The organism is Falsirhodobacter sp. 1013 (genome assembly GCF_051195255.1).
In the GTDB taxonomy this organism is placed as follows: Bacteria; Pseudomonadota; Alphaproteobacteria; order Rhodobacterales; family Rhodobacteraceae; genus Falsirhodobacter.
This window is the reverse complement of the sequence record NZ_JBNJLK010000003.1, coordinates 194798-210716: the sequence shown is the minus strand read 5'-3', so window position 1 is coordinate 210716 and position 15919 is coordinate 194798. Positions and strand designations below refer to the sequence as shown.

At 66.8% G+C, this 15919-nt stretch carries 15 protein-coding genes; 5 read left to right on the top strand and 10 right to left on the bottom strand.

From position 1 onward, the window contains the following. Positions 1–666 carry a haloacid dehalogenase type II gene (locus tag ACSHZY_RS07305; RefSeq protein ID WP_435167498.1) on the top strand — a complete coding sequence of 222 codons (666 nt, stop codon included), beginning with the start codon at positions 1–3 and terminating at the stop codon, positions 664–666. Between the two features lie 3 nt (positions 667–669). Further along, positions 670–1959 carry an NAD(P)/FAD-dependent oxidoreductase gene (locus ACSHZY_RS07300; protein WP_435167496.1) on the top strand — a complete coding sequence of 430 codons (1290 nt, stop codon included), beginning with the start codon at positions 670–672 and terminating at the stop codon, positions 1957–1959. Here ACSHZY_RS07300 and ACSHZY_RS07295 read toward each other — a convergent pair. Continuing rightward, positions 1956–2894 (bottom strand): N-acetyltransferase, encoded by a 939-nt coding sequence (locus ACSHZY_RS07295; protein WP_435167493.1) that lies wholly within the window; start codon positions 2892–2894, stop codon positions 1956–1958. The two genes, ACSHZY_RS07300 and ACSHZY_RS07295, sit on opposite strands and share 4 nt — an antisense overlap. Positions 2895–3177: 283 nt before the next feature. Between ACSHZY_RS07295 and ACSHZY_RS07290 the strand changes: the two genes are divergently transcribed. Next, the gene (locus ACSHZY_RS07290; protein WP_435167490.1) at positions 3178–4332 is read left to right on the top strand and encodes an ROK family transcriptional regulator; all 1155 of its coding nucleotides are present in this window, start codon (positions 3178–3180) and stop codon (positions 4330–4332) included. On the opposite strand, the gene ACSHZY_RS07285 is transcribed toward ACSHZY_RS07290, so the two are convergent. Both ACSHZY_RS07285 and coaD read right to left on the bottom strand, forming a co-directional pair. Then, a complete protein-coding gene (locus tag ACSHZY_RS07285; protein ID WP_435167487.1) occupies positions 4329–5354 on the bottom strand; it encodes a sensor histidine kinase in 1026 nt (341 codons plus the stop codon). The genes ACSHZY_RS07290 and ACSHZY_RS07285 overlap by 4 nt on opposite strands. After that, positions 5351–5833 (bottom strand): pantetheine-phosphate adenylyltransferase, encoded by a 483-nt coding sequence (gene coaD, locus ACSHZY_RS07280; protein ID WP_435167484.1) that lies wholly within the window; start codon positions 5831–5833, stop codon positions 5351–5353. The genes ACSHZY_RS07285 and coaD overlap by 4 nt, the downstream gene beginning before the upstream one ends. A 130-nt stretch (positions 5834–5963) precedes the next feature. Here coaD and ACSHZY_RS07275 point away from each other — a divergent pair, with 130 nt between their 5' ends. Next, on the top strand, positions 5964–6413 hold the full coding sequence (locus ACSHZY_RS07275; RefSeq protein ID WP_435167482.1) for a hypothetical protein: 450 nt from the start codon (positions 5964–5966) through the stop codon (positions 6411–6413). Here the strand turns inward: ACSHZY_RS07275 and uvrA are convergent, their stop codons facing one another. Both uvrA and ACSHZY_RS07265 read right to left on the bottom strand, forming a co-directional pair. Next, positions 6414–9272: an excinuclease ABC subunit UvrA gene (uvrA, locus tag ACSHZY_RS07270; RefSeq protein WP_435167479.1), complete on the bottom strand. Its 2859-nt coding sequence runs from the start codon at positions 9270–9272 to the stop codon at positions 6414–6416. Between the two features lie 80 nt (positions 9273–9352). Further along, positions 9353–9790 (bottom strand): hypothetical protein, encoded by a 438-nt coding sequence (locus tag ACSHZY_RS07265; RefSeq protein ID WP_435167476.1) that lies wholly within the window; start codon positions 9788–9790, stop codon positions 9353–9355. 75 nt (positions 9791–9865) lie between these two features. On the opposite strand from ACSHZY_RS07265, the gene moaA reads away from it, so the two are divergent. Continuing rightward, positions 9866–10852, top strand: a complete 987-nt coding sequence (moaA, locus tag ACSHZY_RS07260) for a GTP 3',8-cyclase MoaA (protein WP_435167474.1) — start codon at positions 9866–9868, stop codon at positions 10850–10852. A gap of 3 nt (positions 10853–10855) precedes the next feature. Here moaA and ACSHZY_RS07255 read toward each other — a convergent pair whose 3' ends face one another. The 5 genes from ACSHZY_RS07255 to ACSHZY_RS07235 are packed head-to-tail and all read right to left on the bottom strand — an operon-like array spanning position 10856 to position 15909. Then, on the bottom strand, positions 10856–11383 hold the full coding sequence (locus ACSHZY_RS07255) for a nucleotidyltransferase family protein (RefSeq protein ID WP_435167471.1): 528 nt from the start codon (positions 11381–11383) through the stop codon (positions 10856–10858). Continuing rightward, positions 11380–12246: an XdhC family protein gene (locus ACSHZY_RS07250; protein WP_435167469.1), complete on the bottom strand. Its 867-nt coding sequence runs from the start codon at positions 12244–12246 to the stop codon at positions 11380–11382. The genes ACSHZY_RS07255 and ACSHZY_RS07250 overlap by 4 nt, the downstream gene beginning before the upstream one ends. Next, entirely contained in the window at positions 12247–14424 is a 2178-nt protein-coding gene (gene paoC / locus ACSHZY_RS07245) for an aldehyde oxidoreductase molybdenum-binding subunit PaoC (RefSeq protein ID WP_435167466.1), read from the bottom strand. It abuts the gene before it with no gap. A gap of 4 nt (positions 14425–14428) precedes the next feature. Further along, complete coding sequence (locus ACSHZY_RS07240; protein ID WP_435167463.1) at positions 14429–15376, bottom strand: FAD binding domain-containing protein; 948 nt, start codon at positions 15374–15376, stop codon at positions 14429–14431. Continuing rightward, positions 15373–15909 carry a 2Fe-2S iron-sulfur cluster-binding protein gene (locus tag ACSHZY_RS07235; RefSeq protein WP_435167461.1) on the bottom strand — a complete coding sequence of 179 codons (537 nt, stop codon included), beginning with the start codon at positions 15907–15909 and terminating at the stop codon, positions 15373–15375. The genes ACSHZY_RS07240 and ACSHZY_RS07235 overlap by 4 nt, the downstream gene beginning before the upstream one ends. Between the last annotated feature and the right edge of the window lie 10 nt (positions 15910–15919).

Sequence of the window (15919 nt, the reverse complement as noted above, 5' to 3'; positions counted from 1 at the left end):
ATGACCTTCCGCCCCAAATTCATCACCTTCGATTGCCACGGCACGATGATCTTCTTCGACATGGCCGGTGCGGCGCGCGACCATTACGGCGCGCAGCTGTCGGGGGCGGCGATGGACACCTTCATCGCCGACTTCTCCGCCTATCGCCTGGACGAGGTTCTGGGCGCCTGGAAACCCTATGCCGAAGTGGTCCACAACGCGCTGGAACGCACCTGCAAGCGCAACAACGTGGCCTTCGATCCGGCCGTGGCCGAGGACATCTACAACCGCGTGCCGACCTGGGGCCCACATGCCGACGTGCCGGCGGGCCTTGCCAAGATCGGAAACAAGATCCCGCTGGTCGCGCTGACCAATTCGATGAACGCGCAGATCCCGCACAACATCGCGAAGCTGGGCGCCCCCATCGCGCACACCTTCACGGCCGAAAGCGCGGGCGCCTACAAGCCGCAGATGCAGGCCTTCGAATACATGTTCGACCAGCTGGGCTGCGGCCCCGAGGATGTGCTGCACGTCTCCTCCTCGTTCCGCTACGACCTGATGACGGCGCATGACTTGGGCATCCGCAACAAGGTCTGGGTCAACCGCGGCCATGAACCCGCCAACCCCTATTACGGCTATACCGAGATCAAGGACGTGTCGGGTCTGGCCGCCGTGGTCGGGCTCTAGGACATGGAATACGCATCCTACTGGCACGCCACCTCCACCCCCTTTGCCCATGCCCAGACGGAACCGGTGAACGGAGAGGTGGACGTAGCCGTGATCGGCGCGGGCTTCACCGGCCTGAACGCGGCGCTGAAACTGACCAGGGCCGGCCTGCGGGTGGCGGTGCTGGAGGCGGGCCATGTGGGCACGGGCGCCTCGGGCCGCAATGGCGGGCACCTGAACAACGGCATCGCGCATGGCTATGCCAGCGCGAAGGCCCATCTGGGCGCCGACCGGGCCCACGCCCTGTATCACGCCTATGACCGGTCCATCGACCTGATCGAGGACACGGTCCGCGAGGAAGGCATCGACTGCGACTTCCGCCGTGCGGGCAAGCTGAAGCTCGCCTCCAAGCCCAGCCACGTGGACGGCCTGCGCGCCAATTACGACCTGATCCACCGCGAGGTCGATCCCGACACCCGCTGGCTGGACAAGGCGGAGCTGCGGGACGAGATTGCCTCGGACAGCTTCCATGGCGGGATGCTGTATGAAAAGTCGGCCATGGCGCATATGGGCCGGTACGTGAACGGGCTTGCCGAAGCCGCTCACCGGCATGGCGCCCGCATCTGGGAAGGCACCCCCGTCACGGACCGGAACAGGACCGCGGGCGGCTGGGAACTGGTGACCCCGCGCGGGCGCATCCGCGCGGCGCGGGTGATCGCGGCCACGGACGCCTACAGCGGCATGGTGCCGGGCGCGCCCCTGAAGCATTTCCGTCGGCGCATCATCTCGGTCGGGTCGTTCATCATCGCCACCCGTCCGCTGACCGAGGCGGAGGTGGCGGCCACCCTGCCCGGCGACCGGACTTGCGTCACATCGCTCAACATCGGGAACTACTTCCGGCTGTCGCCCGACCGGCGGCTGATCTTCGGCGGGCGTGCGCGGTTCTCGGCGGTGTCGGACCAGACCTCGGACGCAAAGTCGGGCCAGATCCTGCGCCGGTCGATGGTGGAGATCTTCCCCCATCTGGCGAAGGTGGAGATCGACTATTGCTGGGGCGGCTTGGTCGGCATGACGAAGGACCGCTTCCCCCGCGTGGGAGAGGCGGACGGGATGCTCTATGGCATGGGCTATTCCGGCCATGGCGCGCAGATGTCCACGCTGGTGGGACAGGTGCTGGCCGACATGGCGATGGACATCCGCGGCACGAACCCGCTGGAGGGTCTGGACTGGCCCGCGATCCCCGCTCACAGCGGCAGGCCGTGGTTCCTGCCGGTGGTGGGGATGTGGTTCGGGTTGAAGGACCGCCTGTCCTAACCCAGCGAATGGGCGGCCAGCCCGTAGATCACGGTCCCTTCCGCCGCGCGGCGGTGGGGGCCGATCCGCATCTCGGTAACGGTGTCGAAGTCCACCAGCCCCGCCTGCCGCAGGAAATCCACAAAGGCCGGGCGGATCACGGGCGTGTCCAGACGGGTGAAACGCCCTTCGTTCCGCGCGATCAGGGGTGCCGCCAGCCGCAGCGCCATGTCATCGCCTTCCGCGACCAGCGGGCCGATGACGATGCCGCGCCCGAAGGGGCGGCTGAGGGCATAGCCGCAGACGATGCCATCGCGCACCGCCACCACACCCTGTGACAAGGGCAAAAGCGCGTCCAGCACCTGCGTTCGGGGGGCACCATAGGCGTGGGCGTCCAAGGCGCGCAAGGCCGCCTCATCCTCTGGCACAAGGGGGCGGATCTCCATCCCCGGCAGATCGCGCGGCGGCGCAAAGGGCTTCACGATGCCCTGCTGCTGGCGGATGACCCCCACTGGCAGGAAGCCTGCCGCCTCGTACAGGCGATAGCCGGAACGTGTCGCGCTCAACCTCAGGTCGCGGCCCTGGGTGTCGCGCAGCAGGTTCCGCAGCAGCCAGCGGCCGGCGCCCAGCGATTGCAGGCGGGGCACGGTCACCATCATGCCCAGCATCGCGAAATCATCCCCCATCGGAAACCACATCGCGGAACCGAGGGCGCGCCCGATCTTGTCCGTGGCCAGATAGCCGTGGCCCAGGGACAGGAACAGGTCCAGATCGTGATCGCGATGGGGCCACAGCACGCTGACCGTCAGTTCATGCAGGGAACGCCGTTGCGCCGGACCAAGGGGCTGGGTGGACGCGTCATAGGCGTCGATCCTCAGACGCGGGGAGATGTCCCTGTCATCCGGGGACGGCGCGGGCGCGTCCGGTGTTTCGGGGGCCGAATCGTCGGTCGTCATGGCGGGCACGTCCTTCACACTTCCGCGGTCCCGCATTTATGGCGGCCCTCGGACCCCATTTGGTGCCGTATGCAGCCCTTGGGTGCGAAGATTATGCCGTGCTTGCGGATATACCACAGGATGCGATCGCCTGTGGACACTCCGCTGTTTTTTCTTGGATCGGCATATTTCCGCCTATATGGCTTCACACACGGAGCGTGGAAAAAATATAAATTCCGCTGCTTCACAAACCACCTCGCAACGCTTTGATATCGGACGCCCTTCAGCATCGGCCAAGAGTGTGATGGTTTACGACCCGAGAGGACTTATCGATCGCAGGTTCCACCGTCACCCCGACGGTCCCGTCGTCTCGTTCAACGAGCGTCAGATCCTGCGGGCCCTGCAGCGTGAACCGGGACTGTCCCGTGCCGACCTGACCGGGCGGTTCGACCTGACCCAGCAATCTCTGCACCGCATCGTGGAGCAGTTGGCCAGCCGTGGCATGATCCGCCTTGGCGCGCCCAAAAGCACCAGCGGACGTGGCCAGCCCAGCCCGACGCTGTACCTGCAGCCGTCCTTTGCCCACAGCTGGGGCATCTCGCTGAACTCCGAAACGCTGGGGATCGCGTTGATGGACTTCGCGGGCAACCTCGTCGCGGATGAACTGCATGTCCTGCGCAGCGCCACCCAGTCAGGGGTGCTGACCCTCGCCTCGCAGCGCATGGCGGCGCTGTCGCAGGTGCACGGCATGGACCGTGCGGCCTGTCTGGGCTTGGGCTTCGGGATTGTCGGCTACTGGGTGGAAGGCACGCGCTTCGCCCCGCCCCTGACGCTGCGCGACTGGGCCATGGTCGAACTGGGGCCGCTTTTGTGCGACTGGTTCGACCGCCCCGTCTGGATCGAGAACACGGCCAACACCGCCGCCGTCGCCGAGGCGTTCTTGGGCGTCGGGCGCCGCATCCCGACCTTCGCCCACATCTCCATGAATCACTGGCTGGGCAGTGGGCTGATCCAGAACGGGGAACTGTGGTTGGGCGGCAACAACAATGCGGGCGAATTCTTCAGCCTGTACGAAAGCGAACCCCGTGTGCGCCATCCGGCCCTGAAACGCCTGATGGAGCTGATGCATGATGACGGCACCCATATCCACAACATTTCCGACATCCTGCGGGGGATCGACACCGAACGTCCGGCCGTGACCCGCTGGATCGCCGAGGCGCTGCCCGGCTTCAACCGGCTGCTGGCCGCGCTGTGGTCGGTGTTCGATCCGCAGGCCGTCGTGCTGGGCGGCCAGCTTCCGCCCGCCTTGGCGCAAAGGCTGATCGACGGGGTCAACCTGCCGATCCTGCGCCGCTACGACATCCCGCGCCGGGCACCGAAGCTGCTGATCTCGGATCTGGGGCCGAACGTTTCGGCGCTGGGGGCCGCCGTCTTTCCGTTGCGGGTGTCAGCCTTCTAGGCCTCGTTCGGGAAGATCAGCTCCGACATGGTCCCGCCTTCGGGCCCCGTCGCCATCCGCAGGCTGCCGCCCATCTGCTGGGCGAACTGCCGGGCGATGGTCAGGCCCAGGCTGGGCGCCTGATCCACCTGGAAGCCCTTGGGCAGGCCATGGCCGTCATCCTCGATGCGCAGCACGACGTTGCCGCCTTCCTGCGACAGGCGCAGCGCGATCTGGCCTGCGCGGTCCCCGGCGAACCCATGCTCGATCGCGTTGCTGAGGAGTTCGGTGGCGATGAGGCCCAAGGGGACCGCATGATCGCGTGGAATGGCCAGCCGCGGGCAATCCAGGATCACGCGGATGCGCCCCTCCGCCCCCGCGGTGGAGATCATGTCGTCCGTCATGTTCTTCAGGAAGGCGCCGAAATCGACCTCCTGCGCCGTGGGGTCGTGCAGCAGGCGCTTCATCCGCGACACGGCGTTGATGCGGGCGACCGCATCATCCAGCGCCTTTCGGGCGGCCTCATCCTTTATGGCGCGGCGCTGGATGGACAGAAGGCCCGCCACCGTGGCCAGGTTGTTCGACACGCGATGCTGCAATTCGTTAAACATCAGGCGGCCCTGTTCGGCCATCGCCTCGCTGCGCTGACGCTCCTCCTCCAGATGCTTCACGGCGCGGGTCATGATGTCGATCAGCAGGATGTCGGTGACCGAGATGAAGCCGAAGAAGGCCATCGCCGTGATGGCCGCCGGCGACAGGTTGACGGTGCCTGGTTCCGACACGAACAGCAGCCACGAGGCAAGGAAGGACGCGATGGACACGGCCGAGCCCGGCCCCCGTCCGCAGAAGAAGGCGGTCAGGATGATCGCGGGAAAGAAGGTCAGAAACGGAAATCCGTCGGCGAGCGCGCCGCTCAGCACCCCGCGCAGAGACAGGGCGATGGCGAAGGACAAGGCCGCAAAGCCCCACCGGAACGCCGGGCCGCGTTCAACCAGAATCAGGTGGCTGATCGCGCGGAAGACCCTCGACGCCCTCGGTTTCATGAGAAGCGGTGGCGCAGCGCGTCCGCCACGGCCGGGGTCACGAATTTCGACACGTCGCCGTTCAGGCGGGCGATTTCCTTCACCAGCTTGGAAGCGATGGCCTGGCGTCGCGCGTCCGCCATCAGGAACAGGGTCTCGATCTCGTCGTCGAGCTGGCGGTTCATGTGGACCATCTGGAATTCGTATTCGAAATCGGCCACTGCCCGCAGGCCCCGGACGATCACCTGCGCGCCCACATCGCGCGCACAATCGATCAGAAGGTTTTCGAAGGGATGCACCACGATCTCGCTGTTGCCGAAGCGTGCGGCCTCGGCCTGCACCATGGCGACGCGTTCCTCAAGGCTGAACAGCGGGTTCTTGTCGCGGTTGATCGCGACGCCGACCACCAGGCGGTCCACCAGACGCGAAGCGCGCTGCAAGATGTCGATATGCCCCAGCGTGATCGGGTCGAAGGTGCCCGGATAAAGTCCGATCCGCATGTCTCACTCCCCCCTTTGGTCCCCGAGGGAAACAGGATTGCGCGGATTTCCGCAAGGCGAAACAAGCACCCTGACGGAAAGACGGAAAACCTGCGTTATATTTCCGTCGACGACATGTGAGGACATTTCGATGAGACGCATCATCCTGTCACTTCTGGCGGTTTCCCTGGCCACGCCGGTCCTGGCAGACCCTAAGGACCATTGGAACGGGGACCGCCGGGGACCGCCCGGCCATTTCCGTCACATCCCCCCCGGACATGACAAGGACCGGGACTGGGACCGCGACCGGGGCCGGCACGAGGGGCGCGATCGCGGCCATGACCGCGATCGCGAACATGCGCGGGATCGGGATCGCGACCGGGATCACCACCGCCACCGCCACGACGACCGCCGCTTCCACCCCGGCGATTACGCGCGCGACAGCTATCGCCTGCCGCCGGGACAGCTGGACCGGCTGCCCCGCCTGCCGCGCGGTCAGGAATATCGCCGCGTGGGCGACAACCTTCTGCGCGTCGACAGCGACACGCTGAAGATCATCGCCGTGCTGGGTCTGGTCAGCGCGTTCATGGCGATGCGCTGATCACTCCGCCGCCATGCGCCGGGGCTTCAGCATCGGCGCAAGATAGTGGCCCGTGTGGCTTTCCTTCACGCGGGCTACGTCTTCGGGCGTGCCCTCGGCCACGATCCGGCCACCGCCATCGCCGCCTTCGGGGCCGATGTCGATGATCCAGTCCGCCGTCTTCACGACGTCCAGGTTGTGTTCGATCACCACCACCGTGTTGCCCTGGTCCACCAGCTCGTGCAGGACCTCCAGCAGCTTCTTCACATCCTCGAAATGCAGACCCGTGGTGGGCTCGTCGAGGATGTAGAGGGTGCGGCCCGTGGCCCGGCGCGACAGCTCCTTCGACAGCTTCACGCGCTGCGCCTCGCCGCCCGAAAGGGTCGTCGCCTGCTGGCCCACCTTGATGTAGCCGAGACCGACGCGTACCAGCGCGTCCATCTTCTCGCGGATCGACGGGACCGCCTGGAAGAAGCCCTGCGCGTCCTCCACCGTCATGTCGAGGACTTCGGCGATGCTCTTGTCCTTGAACTTGATCTCCAGCGTTTCGCGGTTGTAGCGGGCGCCCTTGCAGGTCTCGCAGGTGACATAGACGTCGGGCAGGAAGTGCATCTCGATCTTGATGACGCCGTCGCCCTGGCACGCCTCGCACCGCCCGCCCTTCACGTTGAAGGAGAACCGGCCGGGGCCGTAACCGCGCGCCTTCGACTCCGGCAGGCCCGCGAACCAGTCGCGGATCGGGGTGAAGGCGCCGGTATAAGTGGCGGGGTTCGACCGCGGCGTCCGCCCGATCGGGCGCTGGTCGATGTCGATGACCTTGTCCAGATGCTCGAACCCCTTGATCGTTTCGCAGGGGGCGGGCGTCTCGTGCGCGCCGTTCAGCTTCAGCGCGGCCGTCTTGTACAGCGTCTCGATCGTGAGGGTGGACTTGCCGCCGCCCGACACGCCCGTGACGCAGACGAACTTGCCCAAGGGGAATTCCGCGGTCACGTCGTGCAGGTTGTTGCCGGAGGCCTTCACCACCGTCAGGCTCTTGCCGTTGCCCTTGCGCCGTTCGGGGTTCACCGGGATCTCGCGCCGGCCGCTCAGGTACTGGCCGGTGATGCTGTCGCGGTTCTTGATGATCTGCGCCGGCGTGCCGTGCGCCACGACCGAACCGCCATGCACGCCCGCGCCCGGCCCCATGTCGAAGACGTAGTCCGCCTCGCGGATCGCGTCTTCGTCATGTTCCACCACGATGACGGAATTGCCCTGGTCGCGCAGGTTCTTCAGCGTGGTCAGAAGGCGGTCGTTGTCACGCTGGTGCAGGCCGATGGACGGTTCATCCAGAACATACAGAACGCCTGTCAGGCCCGACCCGATCTGGCTGGCCAGCCGGATGCGCTGGCTTTCCCCGCCCGACAGCGTGCCGGCCGCACGGCTCATCGACAGATAGTCGAGGCCGACGTTCACGAGGAAGCCAAGACGCTCGCGGATTTCCTTCAGGATGGCGCGGGCGATCTCGTTCTTCTGAACGCTCAGCGCGGCGGGAACGGTGTCCATCCAGGCATAGGCCTCCTTGATCGACATCTGCACCACCTGCCCCACATGCAGACCCGCAATCTTCACGGCCAGCGCTTCGGGCTTCAGGCGGTAACCGTGGCAGGTGCCGCAGGAACGGTTGTTCTGGTAGCGCTCCATCTCCTCGCGCGACCAGGCGCTGTCGGTTTCGCGATACCGCCGCTCCATGTTGGGGATCAGCCCCTCGAACGTGCGGGCGATCTGGTAGACGCGGCCCGCCTCGTCATAGCGGAAGGTGATCTCCTCGGCGCCCGAGCCGTGGATGAACACGTCCTGCACCCGCTGGGGCAGGTCCTTCCACTTCGTCTTGCGGTCGAAGCCGAAATGGGCTGACAGCGCCTCGATCGTCTGGGTCACATAGGGGGACTTGGACTTCGCCCATGGGGCGATGGCCCCCTGCGCGATCGACAGGTTCTGGTCCGGCACGATCAGGCGGGGGTCGAAGAACAGCTCCACCCCCAGACCGTCGCAGGCCGGGCAGGCCCCGAAGGGCGCGTTGAACGAAAACAGGCGCGGCTCGATCTCGGGGATGGTGAAGCCGGACACCGGACAGGCGAACTTCTCGGAGAAGGTCGTGCGTTCGGCCTCCTCGCCCTCCGGGGCCGCCGTCTCGAAGATAGCGATGCCGTCGGCAAGGTTCAGGGCGGTGCGGAAGCTGTCGGCCAGACGGGTGGCGATGTCGCCGCGCACCACGATCCGGTCCACCACCACGTCGATGTTGTGGCGGAACTTCTTGTCCAGCGTCGGCGGCTCGTCCAGTTCATAAAACTGGCCATTCACCTTCACGCGCTGGAAGCCCTGCTTGCGCAGGTCCAGAAACTCCTTGCGGTATTCACCCTTCCGGTCGCGCACGATGGGCGCCAGAAGATAGCCGCGGGTGCCTTCCGGCATCGCCATCACGATGTCGACCATGTCCTGCACCTGCTGCGCGGTGATCGGCAGGCCGGTGGCGGGAGAATAGGGCGTGCCTGCGCGGGCGTACAAAAGGCGCAGATAGTCGTAGATCTCCGTCACCGTGCCGACGGTGGAACGCGGGTTCTTCGACGTGGTCTTCTGTTCGATGGAAATGGCGGGCGACAGGCCCGAGATGTGGTCCACATCCGGCTTGCCCATCATGTCGAGGAACTGGCGCGCATAGGCGCTCAGGCTTTCGACATAGCGGCGCTGGCCTTCCGCATAGATCGTGTCAAAGGCAAGGCTGGACTTGCCGGAGCCAGAAAGCCCCGTAATCACCACGAACTGGTCGCGCGGGATGTCCACATCCACGCCCTTGAGGTTGTGCTCGCGCGCGCCGCGCACCTCGATGAACTTCTGTTCCATGCCATTCCCCGGATCGGTCGGCGTCTAGATAGGCACTGACACCGGCTATGCCAAGCGCAAACGTGAACGATTGGTGAACGTCAGTTGCCGTAAACGCTCACCTGCGGAAGTGCGGTCAAGGGCAGTTCCAAGGCGCGATAGGCGGCCAGCGACAGCTGCGCCGACCCCGCCCCCGGCAGCAGGTCCACGGCGACGGATTGGCCGTTCACCTCCACCCGCCCCTTGCGCAGGCTCTTGACCAGGGAAGACCGAAGCCAGAACCCCGGCTCGGCCGCGTTGCCCAGCGTCACGACCGCCTCGCCCAACGGCTCCGCGCCCGGATCGGGGGTGGTGGCCATGGCGCGCTGACGCTCCGCCTCCGACGTCAAGTCGAAGCTTTCCGCGGGCTTGGCGGCGCTTTGGCCGATGGCCGCTGCAGGGGCGGCCGGGGCCGGCGGCGCGTCGCGTCGGAACGGGTTCGACACCTGCGAACAGGAGGCGAGGATCAGGAGCGGGGCAAGAAGCAGGATGGGGCGCATGAGGCAATGTTAGACCGGCACACTTCCGCGTCAATCGCACTTGAGCGTGAGGGCGCGTCGCCCTACCTTCCCCGCATGACAGCCCCCCTGATCGATCCGTTCCAGCGAGCCATCTCCTACCTGCGCATCTCGGTGACGGATCGTTGCGATTTCCGTTGCCTGTACTGCATGTCGGAACAGATGACCTTTCTGCCGAAGTCCGAGCTTCTGACGCTGGAAGAACTGGACCGCCTGTGTTCCACCTTCGTCGGCCTGGGCGTGCGCAAGCTGCGGGTGACCGGGGGAGAACCGCTGGTCCGCCGCAACATCATGGACTTCTTCCGCGCGATGTCGCGCCATCTGGACAGCGGCGCGCTGGAGGAGCTGACGCTGACCACCAACGGATCGCAGCTGGCGAAATACGCGGCCGATCTTGCGGCCTGCGGGGTGCGGCGGATCAACGTCTCGCTCGACACGCTGGATGATGCGAAGTTCGCCCACATCACCCGCTGGGGTCGCCTGTCGCAGGTGCTGGAGGGGATCGCCGCCGCCAAGGCCGCCGGGCTGCGGGTGAAGATCAACACCGTCGCCCTGAAAGGCTTCAACGAGGATGAGCTGTTCCGCCTGCTGGACTGGTGCGCGGGCGAAGGCCACGACCTGACCTTCATCGAGGTGATGCCGATGGGGGAAACCGGCGACCGGCTGGACCAGTACTGGCCCCTGACCGACCTGCGCCGCCGCCTTGGCGAACGGTTCAGCCTGATCCCGCTGACCGAACGCACCGGTGGCCCCGCCCGTTACGTGCAGGTGTCCGAAACGGGGCAGAAGATCGGCTTCATCACGCCCCTGACCCACAATTTCTGCGAAAGCTGCAACCGCGTGCGCCTGACCTGCACCGGAGAGTTGTACATGTGCTTGGGCCAGGAAGACCGGGCCGACCTGCGCGCGCCGCTGCGGGAAGGCGCCGATCTGGAAGATGCGATCCGCGCCGCGATCCTGCACAAGCCCAAAGGCCACGATTTCGACTATTCCCGCCAGAACACCGGCCAGATGCCCCGCCACATGAGCCATACGGGCGGCTGAGCTTCAGCGCAGGTCGTCCGGCCGGTCGATGTCGCGCAGGGAAGCGGGGGGCAGCGGGCAATGCGCCTCGGGGTGATGGCGCAGCAGCTTGCCCGCCCCTTCATCGCCGCGCAGGGTAAGAAGACGCGGGAACCATTCGCGGGGGAACAACGCCGGAGGGGACACGTGACCGTCCGCCACCGCGCAGCGCGGGCCGTCGCCGGACAGGATCAGCGCCAGATCCTCATCTTCCAAGTAAGGCATGTCGCCCAGCAGGATCAGAAGGTGTGTGGTGGTGTCCGGCAGATGACGGACGGCGGCGACCAGACTGTCGGCCTGCCCCCCGCCCGCCGGGATCATCACCGTGTCCACCCCCACCGCCTGCGCGACCTCGGCCGACGAGACAACGGCAAAGCAATGATCCAGCGCCGCGCGCGTCATGCGCTTGGCCGCATGGGCCACCAGCGGGCGCCCTTGCAGCGGCGCCAGCAGCTTGTCCTCGGCCCCGAAACGGCGGGAAGCCCCGGCCGCCAGCAGCGCGCCGACAATCATGCCTTGGCCCGCGCCAGAACGTCCGCCAGCACCGCCACCGCCAAGGTCCGCGCGTCGCGGGCCGAGGGGATCAGGCCGAACGGGTCGGCCAGCCGGTTGATCGCGTCCTCCGGCACCCCGATCTCCTCCAACGCGCGCCGCCGCGCCTGACGCGCCCGATGGCTGCCCTGCGCGCCGATATAAAGCGCCGGTGATGACAAGGCAGCGGCCAGCAAGGGCGGCTCCCAGTCGTGGTCGTGGAAGAACAGGGTGATGGCCGTGCGCGGGTCGATCGCCACCCCCTCGGGCCAGCGGGGCGAGACCATCGGGACGGCCGCCACGCCCGACGGCACGTCCATCGCCTCGGGCGAAAACAGCTCCACCCCAAAGCCGGCCAAACGGGCCAGATCGGCGAAGGTCGCGGCCTCGGGCCCCTTGCCGAAGACCAGAAAGCGCAATTCGGGCTGGATGTGCAGGGTGATCGCCCCAAGGTCCAGCACCGCCGTGCGGCGGGCCGCCAATTCCGCTGCCGCCGCCTGAACGGCACCCTGCTCCGGGCGCGGAAGGATCAGGATGTCCAGCCCCCCGCCGCAGGGAAGCGCCAGATCCGCGAAAGGCGATCCGGCCCCATAGCGCAACTGCCGCGCCTGCCCGTCCAGCAATGCCTGCTGCGCGTGCAGGGCCACATCCTCGTCGATGCAGCCCGAGGACAGGTTGCCCGTGCGGTGGCCGGACCCGTCCACCGCCATGGACGCGCCAAGGGGGCGGTAGGACGTTCCCTCCACCCCCACGATCACGGCCAGCGCCCGATCCTTACCCGCCAGGGCCGCAAGGGGCATGTCCCCTTCCGACACCTTGGCGGACACGCGCGCGTCAGTTCCCACTCACACCTCCGGCAAACGATCGAGATAGCGGTCCAGCGTGATCGGATAATCCCGCACCCGCACGCCCGTGGCGTTGTAGATGGCGTTCGCCACCGCCGCCGCCACGCCGCACAGGCCCAACTCGCCCACGCCCTTGGCCTTCAGGGGCGTGGAACAGGGATCGTCCTGCTGCATGAAGATCACCGTCTGTTCAGGAATGTCCAGATGGACCGGCACTTCATAGGTGGCCAGATCGTGGTTGGCAAAGAAGGCGCGTTCGGCATCCACTTCCAGATGCTCCATCAGCGCGGCGCCGACGCCCATGACCATGCCGCCGATCACCTGACTGCGGGCGGTGATCGGGTTCAGGATGCGGCCCGCGTCGCAGACGGCCAGCATCCGGCGCAACCGCACCTCGCCCGTATAGGCGTTGACGGCGGTTTCCACGAAATGCGCGGCGAAGGTGGCCAGTTCGTATTCCTTGTCGCGGAACTTCCCAAACTCGATCTTGTCCTCGGCCACCAACTCCCCGTCCGAGGCGAGGCTGGCCAGCGTCACGCTGCGCGCCCCGTCCCAGACCTCTCCGTCGCGGAAGTCCAGCGTGTCGGCATCGGCCTGAAGGCGTTTGGCGATCTGCGCGCGCAGGGCGACGCAGGCGGCGTAAAGCCCCGCGGTCGAACTTGCCGCCCCGAACTGCCCGCCCGAGCCTGAGGAGACCGGGAAGCGGGAATCGCCCAGACGCACCTCCATCTTCTCGATCGGCAGGCCCATCATCTCGGCCGCCGTCTGCGCGAGGATGGTGTAGCTGCCGGTGCCGATGTCGGTCATGTCCGTTTCCACGATCACGCGGCCATCGGCCTGCAACCGCACCCGCGCCCCCGAGGTGGTGGCCGGCGACCCGCGATAGGCCCCCGCCATTCCCTGCCCGATCAGCCAGTGGCCTTCCCGGCGCGACTTGGGCGCGGGGTTGGTCCAGCCGAACTCCTTCGCGCCGTGGCGCAGGCAGTCCACGAAGTTGCGGCGCGAGAATTTCTGGTCCGGGTTGCTGGGCACGACCTGCGTGTCGTTGACGATCCGGAACTCCACCGGGTCCATGCCCAGACGCTCCGCCATCTCGTCCATGGCGATCTCCAGCGCCATCTGGCCCGCCGCGTCGCCGGGCGCCCGCATGGAGTTCGACTCGGGCATCTCCATCTCGGCCACGCGGTTGACGATCAGAAGGCTGGGCGCGCCATAAAAGGACAGGCTCTGGATCGTCGAATCCTCTCCATCGCCGCCCGGAGGGGTGTTGGACAGGTTGTCATGGCCCAGCGCCATCAGGCGGCCGTCGGTGCCGGCGGCCAGACGGATGCGCTGGATGGTCTGGGCGCGGTGCGTCGTGTTGTTGGGCATGAAGGGACGCGGCAGCGCCACCTTCACCGGCCGGCCCGCAGCCTTGGCGCCCAGCGCGGCCAGAACGGCGTCCGCCCGCAGGAACAGCTTTCCGCCGAAGCCGCCGCCGATAAAGGGGCTTTCAACGCGCACATTCTCCACATCCACGCTGAGGGTCTTGGCCAGCGCGTCGCGCCACCACTTGATCATCTGGCTGGAGGTCCACACCGTCAGCTTCCCGTCCGTCCATTCCGCGATGGAGGCGTGCGGCTCCATCATCGCATGGGTGTGGGCGGGGGTGGTGTAGGTTTCGTCCAGCGTGACCGGCGCGGCGGCGAAAGTGGCGTCGAAGTCGCCGGTGTCGGCTTCGGGCTCGGCCTCGGGCGGGGTCACCTCGGACAGGTCCAGTGTCGCCTTCTCGGCCTCATACTCCACCTCGATCAGGCCCACCGCAGCGCGGGCCTGTTCGAAGGTGTCGGCCACGACGACGGCGATGGCCTGATGGTAATGGACGATCTCCGCCCCGCCGAAGAGGTGGTTGACGTTGTGCTTGTCCTTGGGCAGCGCCTCCATCTCCAGCGTGGTGACGATGGCGCGGACGCCGGGGGCCGCGCGGGCCGCCCCGATCTCCATGGACAGGATGCGGCCCTTCGGGATGGCGGCCCCCAGGGGGTATCCGTAAAGCTGGCCTTCCGCGACATCCTGACGTTCATAGGCGTAGGGCGCGGTGCCGGTGGTCTTCAGGGGACCATCCACGCGGCTGTGGGGCTTGCCCAGAACCACGGAACGGTCGGCGACATTGGCTTCGGCGGGACGGTCGAATTTCATGGTCTCACTCCTTCGCTTCGGCCAGAACCAGCGCAAGCGTCCGTTCGGCCAAAGGCAGTTTGAAGGCATTGTCCGGACGCGGCGCGGCGCCGGCAAAGACGCGGGAGGTGACGGCGCGCGCACCGTTGGGCATCTCGGCCTCCGCCTCCTCCACCCGCCACGGCTTGTGGGCGACGCCGCCAAAGGCCACGCGGCCCGTGCCGTCGGGATGGATGATGGCCGCAACGGACACCAGCGCGAAGGCATAGGACGCGCGGTCCCGCACCTTGTGATAGATCTGGCGGCCGCCCACCGGGGCAGGCAGCGTGACGGCCGTGATGAACTCGCCCGTCTTCAGCACCGTGTCGCGCTGGGGCTCATCCCCCGGCAGGCGGTGGAAGTCGGCCATGGGGATCGCGCGGGTGGCACCTTCGGCATCCACCGTTTCCACCACCGCGTCCAGCGCGCGCATGGCGACCGCCATGTCGCCCGGATGTGTGGCGATGCACGCGTCGGACCCGCCGATCACGGCCAGCTGGCGGCTGGCCCCGGTCAGCGCGGCACAGCCCGAACCGGGGTTGCGCTTGTTGCAGGGCATGTTCGTGTCATAGAAATACGGGCAGCGCGTGCGTTGCAGCAGGTTGCCGGCCGTTGTCGCCTTGTTGCGCAACTGCCCCGAGGCCCCTGCCACGAGTGCGCGCGACAGCAGCGGATAATCCCGCCGCACCTGCGCATCCGCGGCCAGATCGGTGTTGCGCACCAGCGCCCCGATCCGCAGCCCGCCTTCGTCCGTGGCCTCCACCTTGTCCAGCCCAAGGCCGTTCACGTCGACCAGATGGGTCGGGGCCTCGATCTCCAGCTTCATCAGGTCCAGAAGGTTGGTGCCGCCCGCGATGAACTTCACGTTCGGAACCGCAGCGGCGGCGGCGGCGGCGGCGGGCGTGGTGGCGCGTTCGTAGCTGAAGGCCCTCATTTCCGGCCCTCCACTTCGCGGATCGCGTTCAGCATGTTGGAATAAGCCCCGCAGCGGCACAGGTTGCCGCTCATCCGTTCGCGCAGTTCGGCGTCGCTGAAGATCACGTGTTCCAGATCTTCGGTCACGTGGCTGGGAATGCCCTGACGGATCTCCTCCAGCACGGCCTTGGCGGAACAGATCTGGCCGGGAGTGCAATAGCCGCATTGGTAGCCATCGTGCCGGATAAAGGCGTCCTGCATCGGGTCCAGCGCGTCCGGCGTGCCGATCCCCTCGATCGTCGTGATCTCGTCCCCTTCGTGCATCACCGCCAGCGACAGGCAGGAGTTGATGCGCCGCCCGTTCACCATCACGGTGCAGGCCCCGCACTGGCCGTGGTCGCAGCCCTTCTTCGATCCGGTCAGCCCGATATGCTCGCGCAGGGCGTCCAGAAGCGTGACGCGATGGTCCAGCGTCAGGTTCACGGTCTTTCCGTTCACCGAAAAGCGCACCGCCCCGGCGGTTCCGCCTTTCGGCATGTCGTGGATGGTCATGGCTGGCCTC

What these genes read in the sequence shown, in the direction of transcription:
- ACSHZY_RS07305 (WP_435167498.1), top strand. Translation starts at nt 1, where the DNA reads ATGACCTTCCGCCCCAAATTCATCACCTTCGATTGCCACGGCACGATG.
- ACSHZY_RS07300 (WP_435167496.1), top strand. Translation starts at nt 670, where the DNA reads ATGGAATACGCATCCTACTGGCACGCCACCTCCACCCCCTTTGCCCAT.
- ACSHZY_RS07295 (WP_435167493.1), bottom strand. Translation starts at nt 2,894, where the DNA reads ATGACGACCGACGATTCGGCCCCCGAAACACCGGACGCGCCCGCGCCG.
- ACSHZY_RS07290 (WP_435167490.1), top strand. Translation starts at nt 3,178, where the DNA reads ATGGTTTACGACCCGAGAGGACTTATCGATCGCAGGTTCCACCGTCAC.
- ACSHZY_RS07285 (WP_435167487.1), bottom strand. Translation starts at nt 5,354, where the DNA reads ATGAAACCGAGGGCGTCGAGGGTCTTCCGCGCGATCAGCCACCTGATT.
- coaD (WP_435167484.1), bottom strand. Translation starts at nt 5,833, where the DNA reads ATGCGGATCGGACTTTATCCGGGCACCTTCGACCCGATCACGCTGGGG.
- ACSHZY_RS07275 (WP_435167482.1), top strand. Translation starts at nt 5,964, where the DNA reads ATGAGACGCATCATCCTGTCACTTCTGGCGGTTTCCCTGGCCACGCCG.
- uvrA (WP_435167479.1), bottom strand. Translation starts at nt 9,272, where the DNA reads ATGGAACAGAAGTTCATCGAGGTGCGCGGCGCGCGCGAGCACAACCTC.
- ACSHZY_RS07265 (WP_435167476.1), bottom strand. Translation starts at nt 9,790, where the DNA reads ATGCGCCCCATCCTGCTTCTTGCCCCGCTCCTGATCCTCGCCTCCTGT.
- moaA (WP_435167474.1), top strand. Translation starts at nt 9,866, where the DNA reads ATGACAGCCCCCCTGATCGATCCGTTCCAGCGAGCCATCTCCTACCTG.
- ACSHZY_RS07255 (WP_435167471.1), bottom strand. Translation starts at nt 11,383, where the DNA reads ATGATTGTCGGCGCGCTGCTGGCGGCCGGGGCTTCCCGCCGTTTCGGG.
- paoC (WP_435167466.1), bottom strand. Translation starts at nt 14,424, where the DNA reads ATGAAATTCGACCGTCCCGCCGAAGCCAATGTCGCCGACCGTTCCGTG.
- ACSHZY_RS07240 (WP_435167463.1), bottom strand. Translation starts at nt 15,376, where the DNA reads ATGAGGGCCTTCAGCTACGAACGCGCCACCACGCCCGCCGCCGCCGCC.
- ACSHZY_RS07235 (WP_435167461.1), bottom strand. Translation starts at nt 15,909, where the DNA reads ATGACCATCCACGACATGCCGAAAGGCGGAACCGCCGGGGCGGTGCGC.